A 16,526-nucleotide genomic window follows, 5' to 3' on the forward strand; every position below is an offset into this window, starting at 1 on the left:
CCGCTCCGCGGACTCTGACCGAAAGAGAAACGTATGTCTTCTTCAGGCGCTTCCGCCCACCTGGTCCGACGTCTCCTCCTCCACCTCGGCCATCGCGGGGTCGAGGAGGCGGGAGAGGAAGTGGCGGGTGCGTTCGTGGCGGGGGCCTGCGATGACCTGCTCCGGGGTGCCGTCCTCGACGATCACTCCGCCGTCCATGAAGACGACCCGGTCGGCGACCTCGCGCGCGAAGGTCATCTCGTGGGTGACGACCATCATCGTCATGCCCTCGTTCGCCAGCCTGCGCATCACCGCCAGGACGTCCCCCACCAGCTCGGGGTCGAGCGCCGACGTCGGCTCGTCGAACAGCATCACCTCCGGGCCCATCGCCAGCGCGCGGGCGATCGCGACGCGCTGCTGCTGGCCGCCGGAGAGAGAGGAGGGGTACGCGGCCGCCTTGTCGGACAGTCCCACCCGCTCCAGGTTCTCGGCGGCGATCCGGGCGGCCTCCGCCTTGCCGCGCCGGAGCACCCTGCGCTGCGGCAGCGTGAGGTTCTCCGTCACCGACAGGTGCGGGAAGAGGTTGAACTGCTGGAAGACCATGCCGATACGGCGGCGTGCGGCGTCGATGTCGACGTCGGGGTCCGTCAGTTCGGTGCCGCCGACGAAGACCCTCCCCTTGGTGGGTTCCTCGAGGAGGTTGACGCACCTGAGCAGGGTCGACTTGCCCGAGCCCGACGGGCCGATCACACACACGACCTCGCCCTGGCCGATCTCCAGGTCGATGCCGCGCAGCACCTCGTTGTCGCCGAACGACTTGTGCAGGGCGCGGACTTCGATCTCGGGGTGCGCCCCAGGCGTCTTCTCGCTCATTTCACGGCCTCCTGGGCCTTCGTCTCCATACGGCGTACGACGAAGCCGAGCGGGATCGTGACCAGCAGGTAGCACAGGCCGGCGACGAGGATCGGCGTGGAGTTGGCGGTCGTGCTGGCCAGGTCGCGGCCGTACTTGGACAGTTCGCGCTCCTCCAGGGTGACGCCGAGGAACAGCACCAGCGAGGAGTCCTTGAAGAGCAGGACCAACTCGTTGGTGAGCGGCGGCAGGATGATCCGGAACGCCTGCGGGATGATGATCGAGACCATCGCGCGTGCGGGCGAGAAGCCCAGCGAACGGGCCGCTTCCATCTGCCCCTTGGGCACCGCCTGGATGCCCGCGCGGATCGTCTCGGCCATGTACGCGGCGGCGACCAGGCCGAGTGCGAGCGCGACCTTGCCGTAGGTGCCGCCGACGATCTCCGTGCCCGGGAAGGCGAGCGGGACGGCGACGCCGATGAAGATGAAGATCAGCAGGGCGGGCAGGCCGCGGAAGATCTCGATGTACACGCCGGCGAACCAGCGGTACGGCCCGACCGACGAGAGCCGCATCAGCGCGATGACCATGCCGAGCACCAGGCCGACGACGAAGCCGGACAGGGTGTAGAGCACGGTGTTCTTCAGCGCCAGCGTGATGACGTCCGGGAACATCTGCTCGGCGATGTCGACCTGCGCGAACTGGTTCTTCAGCCGCCCCCAGTCCGCCGAGAACGCGAAGGCGATCACGGCGGCGACGAAGACGGCGTACTGGACGCCGCGCGACAGGCTGCGCTTCTGACGTCGGGTCAGACCCTTTTTGCGGGGCGTGACGTCGAGTTTCGTGACATCACTCATGAGGCGGACGGAGAGGCCGCGGACTCGTCGTACGGGCCGATCCACTGCTCGTAGAGCTTCTTGTACGTGCCGTCGGCCTTGGCGTCCTTGATGGCCTTGTTGATCGCGGCGAGGAGCTTGGTGTTGCCCTTCTTCACCGTGAAGCCGTACTGCTCACCGGTGTTGAGGTTGTCGACCACCTTGTAGGCGTCGGCGTTGGCCTTGTCCTTCAGCCAGCCCTGGACGACCGGGTAGTCGATGACGACGGCCTTGACCTGGCCGGAGCGCAGTCCGTTGAGGACCGCGTCGGAGGACTCGAAGGAGACCGGGTCGAAGCCCTGCTTCGTGACGTAGTCCTCGCCGGTGGTCTGCGCCTGGGCGCCCAGCTTGGCGCCCTTGGACTTCACGTCGGCGAGGGAGCCGAGCCCGCTGGCCTTGTCGACCAGGACGGCCTGGGTGGCTTCGAAGTACGGGTCCGAGAAGTCGACGTTCTTCTTGCGTTCCTCGGTGATGGTCATGCCGGCCGCGGCCAGGTCGCACGCGCCGGAGTTGAGGAAGGCGCCGGTCTTGAAGTTCTCGAAGGGCGTGTCGAGGACGTCCTGCTTCACGCCCAGGTCCTTGGCGGCCAGGTCGATGAGCGAGACGTCGAAGCCCTGCACCTTGCCGTCGATCTCCGACTGGAAGGGCGGGTACGGCAGGTGCGTGCACGTGGTGAGCTGTCCTGCCTTGACCAGCTCGACCCCGCCGGCTGCGGTCTTCGAGCCGCTGCCGCCGTCGTCGGTGGAAGTGCAGGCGGACACGAGCACCAGCCCGGCCGTCGCGGTGATGGCGGCCAGGACACGGGTCCGGCGCCCGAGGGGCGTGTTCACGGCGGGCCTTCCTATGGGGGAACTATGCGTGGAGAGGGTTCTGATTATAAGGAGAACTTTGGGTTCCTCAAACCAAACCGATGGTTGCGGAGCCGTCCGGCCTGAGAAGTCATCGGTCGGGGAAGGGCTGCGGGCGACGGTTACCCTCGTCTCGTCTACCCCGTGAGTGACACTCGTTACCCCGCGAGCGAGTGGGAGTCGTTGCCCCGTGAGTGAAGAGAGCACTGCCGTGACGCATCCGTTTCTGGATCTGGCCCCGTTGACCGCGGCGCACTTCGCGTCGATCGAGGACCGCGTGACGCGCCTGCTGGGCACCGGACAGGACGTGGTGATCACGCAGGGCGAGGCGCTGCTGCCGCTGGAGGGTGCGATCCGTGCCACCGCCGGACCGGGCACCACGGCGCTCAACGTCATCACCGGTCCGTACGGGCAGACCTTCGGCGACTGGCTGCGCGACTGCGGCGCGCGGGTCGTCGACCTGGCGGTGCCCTTCCACACGGCCGTCACCGCCGAACAGATACGGGACGCCTTCGCCGAGCATCCGGAGATCGACTTCGTGTCCCTGGTGCACGCCGAGGCCGCGACCGGCAACACCAACCCGGTCGCGGAGATCGGCGAGGTCGTACGGCGCCACGGTGCGCTGTTCTACCTGGACGCCGTCGCCTCCATCGGCGCGGAGCCGGTACTGCCGGACGCGTGGGGCGTCGACCTGTGCGTGATCGGGGCGCAGAAGGCGATGGGCGGGCCCGCGGGGGTCTCGGCCGTGTCGGTGAGCGAGCGGGCGTGGGCGCGGATGACGGCGAACCCGGGAGCCCCGCGACGGTCGTACCTCTCCTTGCTGGACTGGAAGGAGAGGTGGATCGACGGCGGCCGCAAGGCGCTGCTGCACGCGCCGGCGCAGCTGGAGATGCTCGCGCTCGAGGCGTGCCTCGAACGGATCGAGTCGGTCGGCCTGGACACCGTGATGGACCGGCACCGGCGCGTCGCCGCGGCGACCCGGGCCGGGGCGCGGGCGCTGGGCGGGGGCCTGGAGCCGTACGTGTACGAGGACGCCGAGGCCGCGCCGGTCGCCACGACGCTGAGGGCGCCGTCGGGGGTGGTGGCGTCGGAGCTGGTGGCCCGGGCCCTGGAGTCGGACGCGGCGGTGCCGCTGGTGGCGGGCGGGGGTGCGCTGGCCAAGGAGATGATCCGGGTCAATCACTACGGGGTGGACGCGACGCGGGGAGCGGTGCGGGCGAGCCTTTCGGCGCTCGGTGCCGCGCTGGCCGCGAAGGGGTTGAACGTGGATGCGGAGGGGGCGCTGCGGGCCGCGGAGGATGCGTGGCGGTAGTCGTCGCCGACTGAGGTCTCGATTCTTTCGCCCCCGCCGCCCCTACCCGTCCCGTCCCCGGGGGCTGCGCCCCCAGACCCCCGCTTTCGGCCCCGGAGGGCCTCGTCCTCAAACTCCGCCAGAGGCGGGACCCCCAGACGGGCTGAGATACGCCAACCCCCCATGTAATGCTCGCCGTATGACGATGACCCTTCCCGACGGCCGTCCCATCCCCTTCATGACCGGCGGCGAGCGCCCCATGCTCGAGAGCTGGCTCGCCTTCCACCGGGCCACGCTGGAGCTGAAGTGTGCGGAGCTGGACGACGCACAGGTGCGGGCCGCGTCGGCGCCGCCGTCGTCGCTCACGCTGCTCGGGCTGGTGCGGCACCTCGCGGAGGTGGAGCGGAACTGGTTCCAGCGGGTGGCCGCGGGGATGGACGTACCGCCGCTGTACGCGGGCGGGACGGGCTATGCCCTGGATCCGGAGCAGGGGCTCGACGAGGCGCTGACGGTGTGGCGGCGGGAGATCGCGCGCGGGGAGGAGCTGTGTGCGGGGCGGCCACTGGACGACGTGGGGCGGATCACCGACGGGTTCATGGCTGGGATCGAGGTCAGCCTGCGGTGGGTGTACATCCACATGATCGAGGAGTACGCGCGCCACAACGGGCACGCCGACATTCTGCGGGAACGAATCGACGGGGTTACCGGAGCCTAATTCCAAGCTAATTCCGGGTATTCTTTTGCGTGCAGCTTCCCGTATTCTTCTGCCCGCTTTTTCTCGACCTAAACGCAAAGATTCTGCGAACGTCGGTCGATGGAATTCGGGCAGATCTCGTGGGGATTACATGGCTGTGACGCGTTACACATGTCGCCTGTTTTGCCCCCTATTATCCTGCCAAATAGGCCCATTCTTCCGCATGCACCCGCGCGGATAACACAAGCAGCGCCCGGACGTAACCCCAACCGGCGATGCATTTTTCAATTTCCCTCGGTAAATTCACTCCGCATGACTGCCGCACAAGCAGACCTGCAAATCGACCGCCCGGCGGTGGCGGACGGAGCCGCGCTGTGGCGGATGGCAAGGGACTCGAAGGTCCTCGACCTGAACTCGTCCTACAGCTATCTGCTGTGGTGTCGCGACTTCGCCGCCACGTCGGCCGTCGCTCGCGACGAGCACGGCGAGCCGGTCGGCTTCGTCACCGGCTACGTACGGCCGGACCGCCCCGGCACCCTGCTCGTCTGGCAGGTGGCGGTGGACGAGTCGCACCGAGGGCGCGGCCTCGCCGCCGCCCTGCTGGACGGGCTGGTCGCGCGCACCGCCGCCGAGCGCGGTGTGACCAGCGTCGAGACCACCATCACGCCGGGCAACACCGCCTCCGAGCGGCTGTTCACGTCGTTCGCCGAGCGTCACGGCGCCCGCCTGGAGCGCGAGGTGCTGTTCGACGCCGGTGTGTTCCCCGACGGCCCGCACGACCCCGAAGTCCTGTACCGCATCGGGCCCCTGTCCCTCACTCCCGCCGCCTGACCCCCACGCAACGAGGAGCGATTCGTCGTGACCATCACCCAGCCCGACCTCAGCGTCTTCGAGACCGTCGAGTCCGAGGTGCGCAGCTACTGCCGCGGCTGGCCCGCCGTCTTCGACCGTGCACAGGGCAGCCGCATGTACGACGAGGACGGCCACGAGTACCTCGACTTCTTCGCCGGAGCGGGCTCGCTCAACTACGGCCACAACAACCCCGTCCTCAAACGGGCGCTGATCGACTACCTGGAGCGGGACGGCGTCACGCACGGTCTCGACATGTCGACCACCGCCAAGCGGGCCTTCCTGGAGTCCTTCCAGAACCTGGTGCTGCGGCCGCGTGACCTGCCGTACAAGGTCATGTTCCCCGGGCCGACGGGCACCAACGCCGTGGAGGCCGCGCTCAAGCTGGCGCGGAAGGTGAAGGGGCGCGAGGCGATCGTGTCGTTCACCAACGCCTTCCACGGCATGTCGCTCGGCTCGCTCGCCGTGACCGGCAACGCCTTCAAGCGGGCCGGCGCGGGCATCCCGCTCGTGCACGGGACGCCGATGCCGTTCGACAACTACTTCGACGGGCAGGTCCCGGACTTCCTCTGGTTCGAGCGACTGCTCGAGGACCAGGGCTCCGGGCTCAACAAGCCCGCCGCGGTGATCGTGGAGACCGTGCAGGGCGAGGGCGGCATCAACGTCGCGCGTCCGGAGTGGCTGCGCGCGCTGTCCGAGCTGTGCGAGCGGCAGGACATGCTGCTCATCGTCGACGACATCCAGATGGGCTGCGGACGCACGGGCGCCTTCTTCTCCTTCGAGGAGGCGGGCATCACCCCCGACATCGTCACCGTGTCCAAGTCCATCAGCGGCTACGGCATGCCCATGTCGCTGTGCCTGTTCAAGCCCGAGCTGGACATCTGGGAGCCGGGCGAGCACAACGGCACCTTCCGCGGCAACAACCCCGCCTTCGTCACGGCCACCGCCACGCTTGAGGCGTACTGGGCGGACGGCTCCGTGATGGAGAAGCAGACCCGTGCCCGCGGCGAACAGGTCGAGCAGGCGTTCATCTCCATCACCGAGGAGAACCTCGCCGACGTGAAGGAGTACCGGGGACGCGGGCTCGTGTGGGGCATGGAGTTCCACGACAAGGCGCGCGCCGGGAAGATCGCCCATCGCGCCTTCGAACTCGGGCTGCTCATCGAGACGTCGGGCCCGGAGAGCGAGGTCGTGAAGCTGCTGCCGGCGCTCACCATCACGCCCGAGGAACTGGACGCGGGGCTGAGCATCCTCGCCCGCGCCGTCCGCGAAACCGCCTGACCGCCTGACCGCCTGACCCCCCATCAGTACATCCACCTAGGAGGCATCGCAGCACCGTGATCGTCCGTTCGTTCAAGGACATCGAAGGCACCGACCGGCACGTGAAGGCCGAGTCCGGAACCTGGGAGAGCAAACGCATCGTCCTCGCCAAGGAGAAGGTCGGCTTCTCCCTGCACGAGACGATCCTGTACGCGGGTACGGAGACGTCGATGTGGTACGCGAACCACGTCGAGGCCGTCGTGTGCGTCGAGGGCGAGGCCGAGCTCACCGACGACGAGACCGGGCAGAAGTACTCGATCACGCCCGGGACCATGTACCTGCTCGACGGCCACGAGCGGCACACGATGCGGATCAAGCAGGACTTCCGCTGCATCTGTGTCTTCAACCCGCCCGTGACCGGCCGGGAGGACCACGACGAGAACGGTGTCTACCCGTTGCTCACCGAACCCGAGGAGGTGTGACATCACCATGACCACCGCCACCAAGATCCCCGACCTCTATCCCAGTCGTGGCGCCACCGAGGTGGCCACCGAGCGCAAGGACCCCGTGGTGTGGTCCCCGCCCGGCACGCCGGGTCCGGTCACCCCCGCCGAGCTGCAGTCCTTCGACCGCGACGGCTTCCTCGCCATCGACCAGCTCATCAGCCCGGCCGAAGTGCCCCTCTACCGGAACGAGTTGGAGCGGCTCGTCACGGATCCCGCGATCCGGGCCGACGAGCGGTCCATCGTCGAGCCGCGGACCCAGGAGATCCGGTCCGTCTTCGAGGTGCACAAGATCAGCGAGATCTTCGCGAACCTCGTGCGTGACGAGCGGGTCGTCGGCCGGGCCCGGCAGATCCTCGGCTCGGACGTGTACGTCCACCAGTCGCGGATCAACGTCAAGCCCGGCTTCGGCGCCAGCGGCTTCTACTGGCACTCCGACTTCGAGACCTGGCACGCCGAGGACGGTCTGCCGAACATGCGGACGGTGTCGGTCTCGATCGCACTCACCGAGAACTACGACACCAACGGCGGTCTCATGATCATGCCGGGGTCGCACCGTACGTTCCTCGGATGCGCGGGGGCCACGCCGAAGGACAACTACAAGAAGTCCCTGCAGATGCAGGACGCGGGCACGCCGTCCGACGAGGCGCTGACCGCCATGGCGAGCGAGTACGGCATCAAGTTGTTCACCGGCAAGGCCGGTTCGGCGACCTGGTTCGACTGCAACTGCATGCACGGCTCGGGCGACAACATCACGCCCTTCCCGCGCAGCAACGTCTTCATCGTGTTCAACAGTGTGGAGAACGAGGCGGTCGAGCCGTTCGCGGCGCCGGTGCGGCGGCCGGAGTTCATCGGGGCCAGGGACTTCACGCCGGTGAAGTAGGCCCTCGGGGAGCGGGCGGTGTCACAGCCATGCCAGTGACGCCGCCCGCTCCAGCACGTTCCGTACGGCCTCCGCGTCCCCGTCGGCACCGCGCGGCACCTCGTCGGGCGCGTACCGTCCGCCGACGAGGAGGCAGAAGTCGACGGGATCGAGGGCGAGTTCGGCGCGTACGGGCTCGTCCTCGGAGCCCAGCACCCATTGCTCGCCGCCGGTGACCGAGAACAGCACCGGCGGCGCGGTGGGTCCGAGGGCCTGGCCGAGGATGCGGACGGCCAGCCGGACCAGCTGCCACAGGTGTGCCTCGGGCGGCGGCGGGACGGACAGACCGAGGGCGCGGCCGATGTCGTCGGTGTGGATCCACACCTCGAAGGCGCGCACCAGGAAGTGCTCGGCGACCGGCAGCCGCATCCCCATCAACGTCACGGCGGACGCGGCCGGTCCCAGGTCGCGCGCCTCGGGTGTGGCGAGCAGCGCGTCGGCCTGTGCGCCCCAGTCGGCGACCGTCTCCTCGGGCGTACGGCTGTGCTCGTGGGCGATGACCCGGGCGGTACGCCGGTTCCAGGCCGGCTCCCAGTCCGGGCTCTCGTCGGCGGGCTGTGCGACCGGCGCCCGTGTGCCGACGCCGAGCCGGCCGGCCAGGGGCTCGTCCGCGGCGAGGAGGTGGGCGACGGTCGCGTGCACGTCCCAGTCGTGCACCACGGCAGTGCCCCAGCGGCCGTCCGCCTCGGGCAGCAATGCCCTCAGCCCGGCGACGGCGGCGGCGTAGGGAGCGGCGTGCGGGGCGACGCGGGGTGCGGGCGGGCGGGTGCGCAGGGCGAGCGGGAGCGTGTCGGCCCGCGCTGTGGCGGGCCGCGCCGGGGGATCGTCCAGCGGCGGTCCGTCCAGCAGTCGTGCCGTCTCCCGCAGCCGTTCCGCCTCCGCCGCGCAGTCCTCGCACTCGGCCAGGTGCCGGGAGACCTTCCTCCCGTCGGCCGGTTCCAGGGCGCCGAAGGCCCAGGCTGCCAGCAGGTCCGGTACGCCGTCGTGGTCCGTGGTCATCGCACACCTCCTTCCCGCTCTTCCCGCGGTTTCCCGCCCGCCATCATGCGCCTGTCTCCCACGCCGGGTCGGGCGGATCGGGCGGGTCGGGCACATCCGCCAGGGACGCGGCCAAGGTGCGCAGCGCCGTGCGCAGGCGCGTCTTGGCGGTGCCCTCGGGGATGCCGAGTTCGACGGCGGTCTGCCGGTAGGTGCGGCCCGCGAAGTAGGCGAGGTGCACCACCTCCCGCAGTGGCTGCGGGAGTTCGGCGAGCGCGGAGTGCAGGAGCAGGCGGCGTTCCCGGTCGACGACCGCCTCGTCGGGGCCGGGGCCGGTGTCGGGGATGGCGTGCAGCGCGAGGTCGTCGGCAAGGGCGTCCTTGCGGTGCCGGGCCTCACCGCGCACCCAGTCGACGGCCCGCCGGTGGGCGAGCAGGGACAGCCAGGTGCGCAGGGTGCCCCGGCCGGCGTCGAAGGCGTACGGCCGGCTCCACAGCTGGGCGAAGACCTCCTGCGCCACGTCCTCGGCTGCGGCCGGACTGCGGGTGACCCGCAGGGCCACCCGCCGCACCAGCCCGCCGTACGCCGTGTAGGCCTCCGCCAGCGCCGACTCGTCGCCGTGGACCAGCCGCCGGTGCAGCGCGGCGTCGGCGCACGGTTCGACGGACGTCTTGCCCCTGGGCTCCAACGGCACCACCACCCCTGTGCCCTTCCTAGCGTCCAGGGCGGGCCCGCGCCACCGGTTCGGCCGGGTTCAGCCGGACAGGACGTCCAGCAGCCGGTCCACGTCCGCCGTCGTGTTGTACAGATGGAAGGAGGCACGCAGGTTGCCCGCGCGGTTGGAGACCTGGATGCCCGCACCGGCCAAGTCGGGCTGGCGGTGGCCGAGTCCGAGCACGGACACGATCGCCGAGCCGGGCGCGGGCAACGGTTCGTGGCCGAGGCCGGCGAGTCCCGTACGGAAGCGGTCGGCCAGGCCGAGGTCGTGGCTGTGCACGGCGTCCACGCCGAGTTCCTCGACGAGTTCGAGGGAGCGGCGCATTCCGGCGTACGAGAAGAGGGCGGGGGGCAGGTCGAAGCGCCGGGCGGAGTGGGCGAGTTCGGTGACGGGGCCGTAGCAGCTGTCCCAGGGGTTCTCCCCCGCGACCCAGCCCGCCAGGATCGGCGTCAGCGCGCCGAAGTCCTCCGGCACGACGAGGAAGCTCACGCCGTGCGGCCCGAGCAGCCACTTGTAACCGACACAGACCGTGTAGTCGTACCCGTCGGCCTCGGGCGGCAGCCAGCCGGCGGACTGGGAGACGTCGAGGTAGGTACGGGCGCCGTGCTGCCGGGCCGCCTCCCGGAGGGCGGGCAGGTCGGCGATCCGTCCGTCGGCGGACTGCGCGGAGCTGACCGCGACGAGCGCGGTGCCGTGACGGACGGACTCGGCGAGCCGTTCCAGCGGCACGGCCCGGACCTTGAGGTCGCCGCGGGTGTGGAAGGGGTTCACGACGGAGGTGAAGTCGTCCTCGGCGGTGAGGACTTCGGCGCCCGCGGGGAGCGAGGCGGCGACCAGTCCGCTGTACGCGGCGACCGAGGATCCGGCCGCGACCCGGCCGACCGGGACGCCGGCCAGCCGGGCGAAGGCGGCCCGGGCGGCCTCCACGTCGGCGAACAGGGGATCCAGCGGCCGCCCCTCGGCCCTGAGCTGCACGGCCTCGTGCAGGGCCGCGACGGTGCGGGCCGGCAGCAGCCCACTGCTCGCGGTGTTCAGATAGGTGTTCTCCGGGGCGAACTCGGCACGGACGAGGCTCTCGAAGGTCTCCATGGACCCACTGTGAGCCCCTGCCCGACCTCCGGTCCATTGCGAATTTTTACGTGATTCCTCTTAGGAGTGCTTATACGTCAGCCCCGACCTGCACGTTTCCTCAGTGCTGCGGCACCGCGCACCCGTCCGGACCGCACGCCTGCGCGCCCGCCTGGTCGATCAGCTTCAGCGGCTCGCGCTCGCCCCACGCCTGCGTCAGCGCCTGTGCGAACACCTCGGCGGGCTGGGCGCCGGAGACGCCGTACTTGCGGTCGAGGACGAAGAAGGGCACGCCGTTCGCGCCGAGCTCCGCGGCCTCGCGCTCGTCGGCGCGGACCTCGTCGGCGTAGGCGGCCGGGTCGGCGAGCACCGCGCGGACGGCGTCGGCGTCGAGCCCCGCGGCGACGGCCAGCTCCACGAGCCGCTCCTCGCCCTCGGCGAAGACGGACCGCTCCTCGGCGAAGTTGGCCTTGTAGAGCAGGGCGAGGAGCTCGTCCTGGTGGCCCTGCTCCTTGGCGAGGTGGAGGAGGCGGTGCATGTCGAAGGTGCTGCCGTGGTCACGGCCGCGGGTGCGGTACTCCAGCCCCTCGGCGGCGGCCTGCGCACCGAGGTTCTCCTCGCCTGCCTGGGCCTGCGCCTGGCTCATGCCGTACTTCTTGCTGAGCATCGTGAGCACGGGCTGGATGTCGTCCTTGGCACGGCCGGGGTCCAGCTCGAACGACCGGTGCACCACCTCGACCTGCTCGCGGTGCGGGAAGGCCTCCAGCGCCTTCTCGAAGCGGGCCTTGCCCACGTAGCACCAGGGGCAGGCGATGTCGCTCCAGATCTCGACGCGCATGGTGGCAGCACTCTCCAGGTCGTAGGGGTACGGAGGCTCTCTCCGGCGAGTGCGTGAACGTTCAAGCAGCGGGTTTCATTCCCCGGCTCCCGACGGCCGTGGCTCCCAGGCGGCTGAACTGTGCCCGGTAGGCGCTCGGCGGCAGTCCGGTCCGCCGGACCAGATGCGCCCGCAGCGAGTCGGCCGTGCCGAGGCCGCTCTCGCGGGCCACCTGCACCATGGGCAGGCCGGTGGTCTCCAGGAGTTCCTTGGCGCGCTCGATGCGCTGGTGGAGCAGCCACTGGAGGGGGCTGACCCCGCTCTCGGCGTGAAAGCGGCGGGTGAGGGTGCGCACGGAGACCCCGGCATGGCGGGCCAGATCGGTCAGGGTGAGGGGCTTGTCGAGATTGCGCATGGCCCAGCCGCGGGTGTCGGCGCAGGCGGTGCCGCGCTCGGGCGGCAGCGGGGTCTGGGTGAACTGGGTCTGGCCGCCGGGGCGGACCGGGGCGACGAGCGCGAGCCGGGCGACCTGGTTGGCGACCGCGGCGCCGTAGTCGGTGCGGATGACGTGCAGGCACAGGTCGATGCCGGCGGCGTAGCCGGACGCCGTCAGATACGGCCCGTCCTGCACGAACAGCACGTCTCCGCACAGGTCGACCTCGGGGTACCGCCTGCGGAGTTCCTCGGCGTGCGCCCAGTACGTCGTGGCCCTGCGCCCCGCCAGCAGGCCGGCCTCGGCGAGCTGGAAGGCGCCGGTGCACAGGGACGCGATCCGCTTGCCGGCGGCGGCCGCCTCGCGCACCGCGGCCACGATCCGCGGCTCCGGCTCGAACGGCGTCCCAGTGCCCGCCACCAGCACCGTGTCCGCGTCGCGCACCGCGTCGAGACCGCGCCCCACGAACAGATCGAGGCCGCCGGTGGTGGGCACCGGTCCCGGCTCGGCCGCGCAGATCACCACCTCGTACCCGGGCCGCCCGTCCTTGACGACCTTGCCGAAGAGCATCTCCGGGATGGCGAGGTTGAACATCGACACGGGCGAGGGCGCGATGACGACGACGCGGTGCGGGACGACCGACTGGGTCATGGCCAGAACCTCCGGGCATATGGCATTGCGGCCACTACTGTACGTCGGCGGAGATCCGCAGCATGGAGTCATGTCAACGAACCGGACCCTCCAGGCCGACGAACACGCCACCGGCCGACAGGAGTTGGGCGCCGATCGGCCCTCCCCCGCACTCACCCTCACCGCCGCCCTGCTCGGCTTCGCGCTGATCTGCCTCGACGCGTCCGTGGTGAACGTGGCGCTGCCCGCGATCGGCTCCTCCTTCGACAGCGGCATGTCCGGTCTGCAGTGGGTGGTGGACGCGTACACGCTGGCCTTCGCCGCGCTCATGCTGTCCACCGGGGCGTTCTCCGACCGGGCGGGGGCGAGCCGCGCGTACGCGCTGGGCACCGCGGTGTTCACGCTCGCCTCGGTGGCCGGCGGGCTGGCGCCGAACCTGCCGGCCCTGATCGGCGCGCGGGTGGTGCAGGGCGTGGCGGCGGCCGTCGTGCTCCCGGCCTCGCTGGCGCTGGTCCGGCAGGCCTACGCCGATCCGGCCGGGCGGGCACGGGCAGTGGCCCTGTGGGCGGCAGGGGGTTCGGCGGCGGTGGCCCTCGGCCCGGTGGCGGGCGGTGCGCTCACGACGGCCTGGGACTGGCGCGGGATCTTCTTCGTCAACCTGCCGGTGGGGCTGGTGATCCTGGCCCTGTTGGTGCGGGCCCCACGCTCGGAACGTCGTCCGGCACCGCTGGATCTGCCCGGCCAGGTGACGGCGGTGCTGGCCCTGACGGCCCTGACGTTCGCCGTGATCGAGGGCGGGGCGGCGGGCTGGGCCGCGGGAGCGGTGGCCGTCGTCGCCGGTGCCGCGTTCCTTCGGATCGAGGCACGCCAACCGCATCCGGTCGTCCCTCTCGGGCTCTTCCGCGACCGGACCGTGACCGCGACGGTCGCGACGGGCGCGGCGGTCAGCGTCGCCTTCTACAGCATGGTGTTCGTCTTCTCGCTCTTCTTCCAGCAGGTCCAGGGGCGCTCCGCACTGGCCGCGGGGCTGATGTTCCTGCCGATGACCGGGCTGATCGCGGTGACGAACGTGGTGGCGGGCAAGCTCGCCGGCCGGTACGGCCCCCGGCTGCCCATGCTGGTGGGGCAGGGGCTGGCCTGCGCGGGACTGCTGGTCCTGCTGTCCGTTGACACCGGCACGCCGTCGGCTCTGGTGGCCGTCCTCCTCGTCCCCATGGCGCTGGGCTGCGCACTGACGGTGCCGCCGCTGACCGCGGCGATGATGGACGCCGTACCCGCCGAGCGGGCGGGGCTGGCGGCCGGAGTGCTCAACTCGGCGCGCCAGGTGTCCGGGGGTCTGGGGATCGCCGTCTTCGGGGCGCTGGTCTCCGACGGGTTCGTCGAGGGGATGCGGCTGAGCCTGGTCATCAGCGCGGCCCTGCTGGCGGTGACGTTCGCGCTCAGCTGCCGTCTCTCAGGTCCTTCGGCCAGCTAGGCCGGAACTCGATGTGGTCGTACGTCACCACGCAGCCCTCGCCCAGCGGCGACTGCGCCATGAACCCGACCAGGGCCGCGCCGGTCTCCTTCTCGCCCCCGAGGGTGAAGAGCCGGACGAAGGTCCAGCGCTGTCCGTCGCGGGAGGCGTGGAAGGCGAAGGCGCGGCCGGTGCGGCTCACCCTGAGCCAGACGGAACTGCCCTCGACCGTCCAGGAGTTGGCGTCGTCGGAGTGCCCCCGGGTGACCACCGTGCAGACGGTGGCCACGTCCGGGGAGTACTCCAGGCACAGCTTGGCCCAGGCCCGCTCACCGACATGGACGTAGAGCACCCCCGCGTCGAAGGCCCCGGCGAACCCCACGGTGACGCGCGCGATCAGCTGGAAGTCCCCTTCGGGGTCACCCAGCAGCCGCGGTGCGTCGGAGGCGGGGTCCAGCCCCTCGCCGGTCGGCGGCACGAAGCGGTCCTGCCGGGGACCCGCCCATCCGGTGAGCACACCGTCCTCGTGGGACCAACTGCCGTCGGGACCATAGGTACGGAGAGGAAAGGGCAGTTCGGGAATCTCCACGTCCATTGCCTGACTCTCGCAGGTCCGGTCGAGGTTTTCGGGGGCGCGGGGAACTGCGCGACCGGCCACGGCGGACCGGCAGACGGCAGTCCACCGCACCCCTACGGCGCTATCGTTCCAGGCGCCCGTTGAACCTGCGCGGCAGCCCCAGCGGATTCTCGTCCCGAAGCTCCGCCGGAAGCAGCGCCCCCGGCGCGTTCTGGTACGCGACCGGCCGCAGCCACCGCTCGATGGCCGTCCCGCCGACGGACGTCGACGTCGACGTCGTGGCCGGGTACGGACCACCGTGATGCTGGGCCGCGGCCACGGCGACACCCGTCGGCCACCCGTTCACCAGCACGCGACCGGCCAGCGGCGTCAGCTCGGCGAGGATCTCCGCGCCACGTCCCTCACCGGCCGCCTCCTCCGTCGACAGGTGAACCGTCGCGGTGAGGTTGCCGGGGAGACGGGACAGGACGGCCTGTGCCTGCGCGTCGTCGTCGTAGCGGGCCACGACGGTCACCGGTCCGAAGCACTCCTCAAGGAGGAGGTCGTAGGCGCCCTCGCTCGTCAGCTTCTCCGCCGCCACCGTCAGGAAGCCCGCGCTCACCGTGTGCTCGCCACCCGCGCCGGGCGTCACCGGGGAGTCCACGTCGGGCAGCTCGGCCCGCTCGGCGACGCCCGCGACGAAGTTGTCGCGCATCCGGTGGTCGAGGAGCACCCCGGCCTCGGTGTCGCTGACGGCGTCGGTCAGGGACTTCAGCAGACGGTCGCCCGACGCACCGGACGGGGCGAGAACGAGCCCCGGCTTCACGCAGAACTGGCCGACGCCCAGCGTCAGCGAACCGGCGAGGCCCGTGCCGATCGCCTCGGCGCGTTCCGCGGCCGCCGCCTCGGTGATGACGACGGGGTTCAGCGATCCCAGCTCACCGTGGAACGGGATCGGCACCGGCCGCGCGGCCGCCGCGTCGAAGAGGGCACGCCCGCCCCGGATGGAACCCGTGAAGCCCGCCGCGGCGACCAGCGGGTGCTTGATCAGTTCGATGCCCGCCTCGAAGCCGTGGACGAGGCCCACGACACCGTCCGGGATGCCGTGCTCGGCGGCGGCCCGCCGCAGGACGGACGCGACCAGCTCGGACAGGCCCGGGTGGTCGGGGTGGGCCTTGACGACGACCGGGCAGCCCGCGCCCAGCGCGCTCGCGGTGTCTCCGCCGGCGACGGAGAAGGCGAAGGGGAAGTTGGACGCCGAGTAGACGGCGACGACGCCGAGCGGCACCTTGTAGCGGCGCAGGTCCGGGATCGGCGGCGTCGCGGTGTCGTCGGGGTGGTTGATGACGACGTCGAGGAAGGCGCCCTCGTCGACGATGTCCGCGAAGGCCCGCAGCTGGTAGCAGGTGCGGGCGAGCTCGCCGGTCAGCCGGACCGGGCCGAGCGCGGTCTCGGCGTCGGCGGCCTCGACGAGGTGGTCCTTGGACGCCTCCAGGCCGGCCGCGGCGCTGCGCAGGAAGGCCGCGCGGACCGTGCGGTCGGCGAGGGCGCCGCGCGCGGCGTGCGCGGCGCGGACGGCGGCGTCCACCTCCTGGGCTGTGGCCTCCACCGCAACCTGTTCACGCTGCTTCCCGGTTCGGGGGTCGACACTCCAGACTGGTGCTGCTGCCACCGCGAGTCCCTCCACATTGCTCGGCCGTCGGCGTGTTTGCCGCTTTATTGCCGCAGTTACTAGGTCATCCACCAGGGTCGTTCGATATGTTGAACGCTGTCTCTGATGGTGAATATGCTGTCGGAGACTAT

17 protein-coding genes are annotated in these 16,526 nt (G+C 70.8%); 7 read left to right on the top strand and 10 right to left on the bottom strand.

From position 1 onward, the window contains the following. Positions 1-42: 42 nt before the first annotated feature. From ACWBNA_RS06240 to ACWBNA_RS06250, 3 genes are read right to left on the bottom strand one after another with little or no spacing between them, the layout of a single operon-like run. Positions 43-852, bottom strand: coding sequence for an amino acid ABC transporter ATP-binding protein (locus ACWBNA_RS06240; RefSeq protein ID WP_482703134.1), 810 nt, complete (start codon positions 850-852; stop codon positions 43-45). Then, positions 849-1,685: an amino acid ABC transporter permease gene (locus ACWBNA_RS06245; protein ID WP_482703136.1), complete on the bottom strand. Its 837-nt coding sequence runs from the start codon at positions 1,683-1,685 to the stop codon at positions 849-851. Before ACWBNA_RS06245 ends, ACWBNA_RS06240 begins: the two co-directional genes overlap by 4 nt. Next, complete coding sequence (locus ACWBNA_RS06250) at positions 1,682-2,533, bottom strand: transporter substrate-binding domain-containing protein (protein WP_482703138.1); 852 nt, start codon at positions 2,531-2,533, stop codon at positions 1,682-1,684. The genes ACWBNA_RS06245 and ACWBNA_RS06250 overlap by 4 nt, the downstream gene beginning before the upstream one ends. A gap of 229 nt (positions 2,534-2,762) precedes the next feature. Here ACWBNA_RS06250 and ACWBNA_RS06255 point away from each other — a divergent pair, with 229 nt between their 5' ends. From ACWBNA_RS06255 to thpD, 6 genes are all read left to right on the top strand, one after another. Beyond that, a complete protein-coding gene (locus ACWBNA_RS06255) occupies positions 2,763-3,863 on the top strand; it encodes a pyridoxal-phosphate-dependent aminotransferase family protein (protein WP_482703140.1) in 1,101 nt (366 codons plus the stop codon). Between the two features lie 178 nt (positions 3,864-4,041). Continuing rightward, positions 4,042-4,557 carry a DinB family protein gene (locus ACWBNA_RS06260; RefSeq protein ID WP_482703142.1) on the top strand — a complete coding sequence of 172 codons (516 nt, stop codon included), beginning with the start codon at positions 4,042-4,044 and terminating at the stop codon, positions 4,555-4,557. A 291-nt stretch (positions 4,558-4,848) separates the two neighbouring features. Further along, positions 4,849-5,367, top strand: a complete 519-nt coding sequence (gene ectA / locus ACWBNA_RS06265; RefSeq protein WP_482703144.1) for a diaminobutyrate acetyltransferase — start codon at positions 4,849-4,851, stop codon at positions 5,365-5,367. A gap of 27 nt (positions 5,368-5,394) precedes the next feature. Continuing rightward, complete coding sequence (gene ectB, locus ACWBNA_RS06270) at positions 5,395-6,666, top strand: diaminobutyrate--2-oxoglutarate transaminase (protein ID WP_482703146.1); 1,272 nt, start codon at positions 5,395-5,397, stop codon at positions 6,664-6,666. A 56-nt stretch (positions 6,667-6,722) separates the two neighbouring features. After that, positions 6,723-7,127 carry an ectoine synthase gene (locus ACWBNA_RS06275; protein WP_482703148.1) on the top strand — a complete coding sequence of 135 codons (405 nt, stop codon included), beginning with the start codon at positions 6,723-6,725 and terminating at the stop codon, positions 7,125-7,127. Between the two features lie 7 nt (positions 7,128-7,134). Further along, the gene (gene thpD, locus ACWBNA_RS06280) at positions 7,135-8,031 is read left to right on the top strand and encodes an ectoine hydroxylase (protein ID WP_482703150.1); all 897 of its coding nucleotides are present in this window, start codon (positions 7,135-7,137) and stop codon (positions 8,029-8,031) included. A 21-nt stretch (positions 8,032-8,052) separates the two neighbouring features. Here the strand turns inward: thpD and ACWBNA_RS06285 are convergent, their stop codons facing one another. The 5 genes from ACWBNA_RS06285 to ACWBNA_RS06305 form a co-directional block, all read right to left on the bottom strand. Continuing rightward, the gene (locus ACWBNA_RS06285; protein WP_482703152.1) at positions 8,053-9,069 is read right to left on the bottom strand and encodes a maleylpyruvate isomerase family mycothiol-dependent enzyme; all 1,017 of its coding nucleotides are present in this window, start codon (positions 9,067-9,069) and stop codon (positions 8,053-8,055) included. A gap of 43 nt (positions 9,070-9,112) precedes the next feature. Continuing rightward, on the bottom strand, positions 9,113-9,748 hold the full coding sequence (locus ACWBNA_RS06290) for an RNA polymerase sigma factor (RefSeq protein ID WP_482703154.1): 636 nt from the start codon (positions 9,746-9,748) through the stop codon (positions 9,113-9,115). 54 nt (positions 9,749-9,802) lie between these two features. Further along, the gene (locus tag ACWBNA_RS06295) at positions 9,803-10,855 is read right to left on the bottom strand and encodes an aminotransferase class V-fold PLP-dependent enzyme (RefSeq protein ID WP_482703156.1); all 1,053 of its coding nucleotides are present in this window, start codon (positions 10,853-10,855) and stop codon (positions 9,803-9,805) included. A 100-nt stretch (positions 10,856-10,955) separates the two neighbouring features. Continuing rightward, complete coding sequence (locus ACWBNA_RS06300; protein WP_482703158.1) at positions 10,956-11,672, bottom strand: DsbA family oxidoreductase; 717 nt, start codon at positions 11,670-11,672, stop codon at positions 10,956-10,958. A gap of 61 nt (positions 11,673-11,733) precedes the next feature. Further along, complete coding sequence (locus ACWBNA_RS06305; protein WP_482703160.1) at positions 11,734-12,735, bottom strand: GlxA family transcriptional regulator; 1,002 nt, start codon at positions 12,733-12,735, stop codon at positions 11,734-11,736. A 70-nt stretch (positions 12,736-12,805) separates the two neighbouring features. Between ACWBNA_RS06305 and ACWBNA_RS06310 the strand changes: the two genes are divergently transcribed. Beyond that, positions 12,806-14,188, top strand: a complete 1,383-nt coding sequence (locus tag ACWBNA_RS06310) for an MFS transporter (protein ID WP_482703162.1) — start codon at positions 12,806-12,808, stop codon at positions 14,186-14,188. Here ACWBNA_RS06310 and ACWBNA_RS06315 read toward each other — a convergent pair. Together ACWBNA_RS06315 and ACWBNA_RS06320 are read right to left on the bottom strand one after the other, a co-directional pair. Next, positions 14,154-14,762, bottom strand: coding sequence for a DUF1349 domain-containing protein (locus tag ACWBNA_RS06315; RefSeq protein ID WP_482703164.1), 609 nt, complete (start codon positions 14,760-14,762; stop codon positions 14,154-14,156). The genes ACWBNA_RS06310 and ACWBNA_RS06315 overlap by 35 nt on opposite strands. 103 nt (positions 14,763-14,865) lie before the next feature. Further along, positions 14,866-16,395, bottom strand: a complete 1,530-nt coding sequence (locus ACWBNA_RS06320) for an aldehyde dehydrogenase (NADP(+)) (protein WP_482703166.1) — start codon at positions 16,393-16,395, stop codon at positions 14,866-14,868. Positions 16,396-16,526: the final 131 nt, after the last annotated feature.

Source organism: Streptomyces sp. Q2 (genome assembly GCF_056820935.1).

Bases quoted from the DNA above. Each gene is read 5' to 3' on its own strand.
- ACWBNA_RS06240 (WP_482703134.1), bottom strand. From the start codon at position 852: ATGAGCGAGAAGACGCCTGGGGCGCACCCCGAGATCGAAGTCCGCGCC.
- ACWBNA_RS06245 (WP_482703136.1), bottom strand. From the start codon at position 1,685: ATGAGTGATGTCACGAAACTCGACGTCACGCCCCGCAAAAAGGGTCTG.
- ACWBNA_RS06260 (WP_482703142.1), top strand. From the start codon at position 4,042: ATGACGATGACCCTTCCCGACGGCCGTCCCATCCCCTTCATGACCGGC.
- ectA (WP_482703144.1), top strand. From the start codon at position 4,849: ATGACTGCCGCACAAGCAGACCTGCAAATCGACCGCCCGGCGGTGGCG.
- thpD (WP_482703150.1), top strand. From the start codon at position 7,135: ATGACCACCGCCACCAAGATCCCCGACCTCTATCCCAGTCGTGGCGCC.
- ACWBNA_RS06285 (WP_482703152.1), bottom strand. From the start codon at position 9,069: ATGACCACGGACCACGACGGCGTACCGGACCTGCTGGCAGCCTGGGCC.
- ACWBNA_RS06295 (WP_482703156.1), bottom strand. From the start codon at position 10,855: ATGGAGACCTTCGAGAGCCTCGTCCGTGCCGAGTTCGCCCCGGAGAAC.
- ACWBNA_RS06300 (WP_482703158.1), bottom strand. From the start codon at position 11,672: ATGCGCGTCGAGATCTGGAGCGACATCGCCTGCCCCTGGTGCTACGTG.
- ACWBNA_RS06305 (WP_482703160.1), bottom strand. From the start codon at position 12,735: ATGACCCAGTCGGTCGTCCCGCACCGCGTCGTCGTCATCGCGCCCTCG.
- ACWBNA_RS06310 (WP_482703162.1), top strand. From the start codon at position 12,806: ATGTCAACGAACCGGACCCTCCAGGCCGACGAACACGCCACCGGCCGA.
- ACWBNA_RS06315 (WP_482703164.1), bottom strand. From the start codon at position 14,762: ATGGACGTGGAGATTCCCGAACTGCCCTTTCCTCTCCGTACCTATGGT.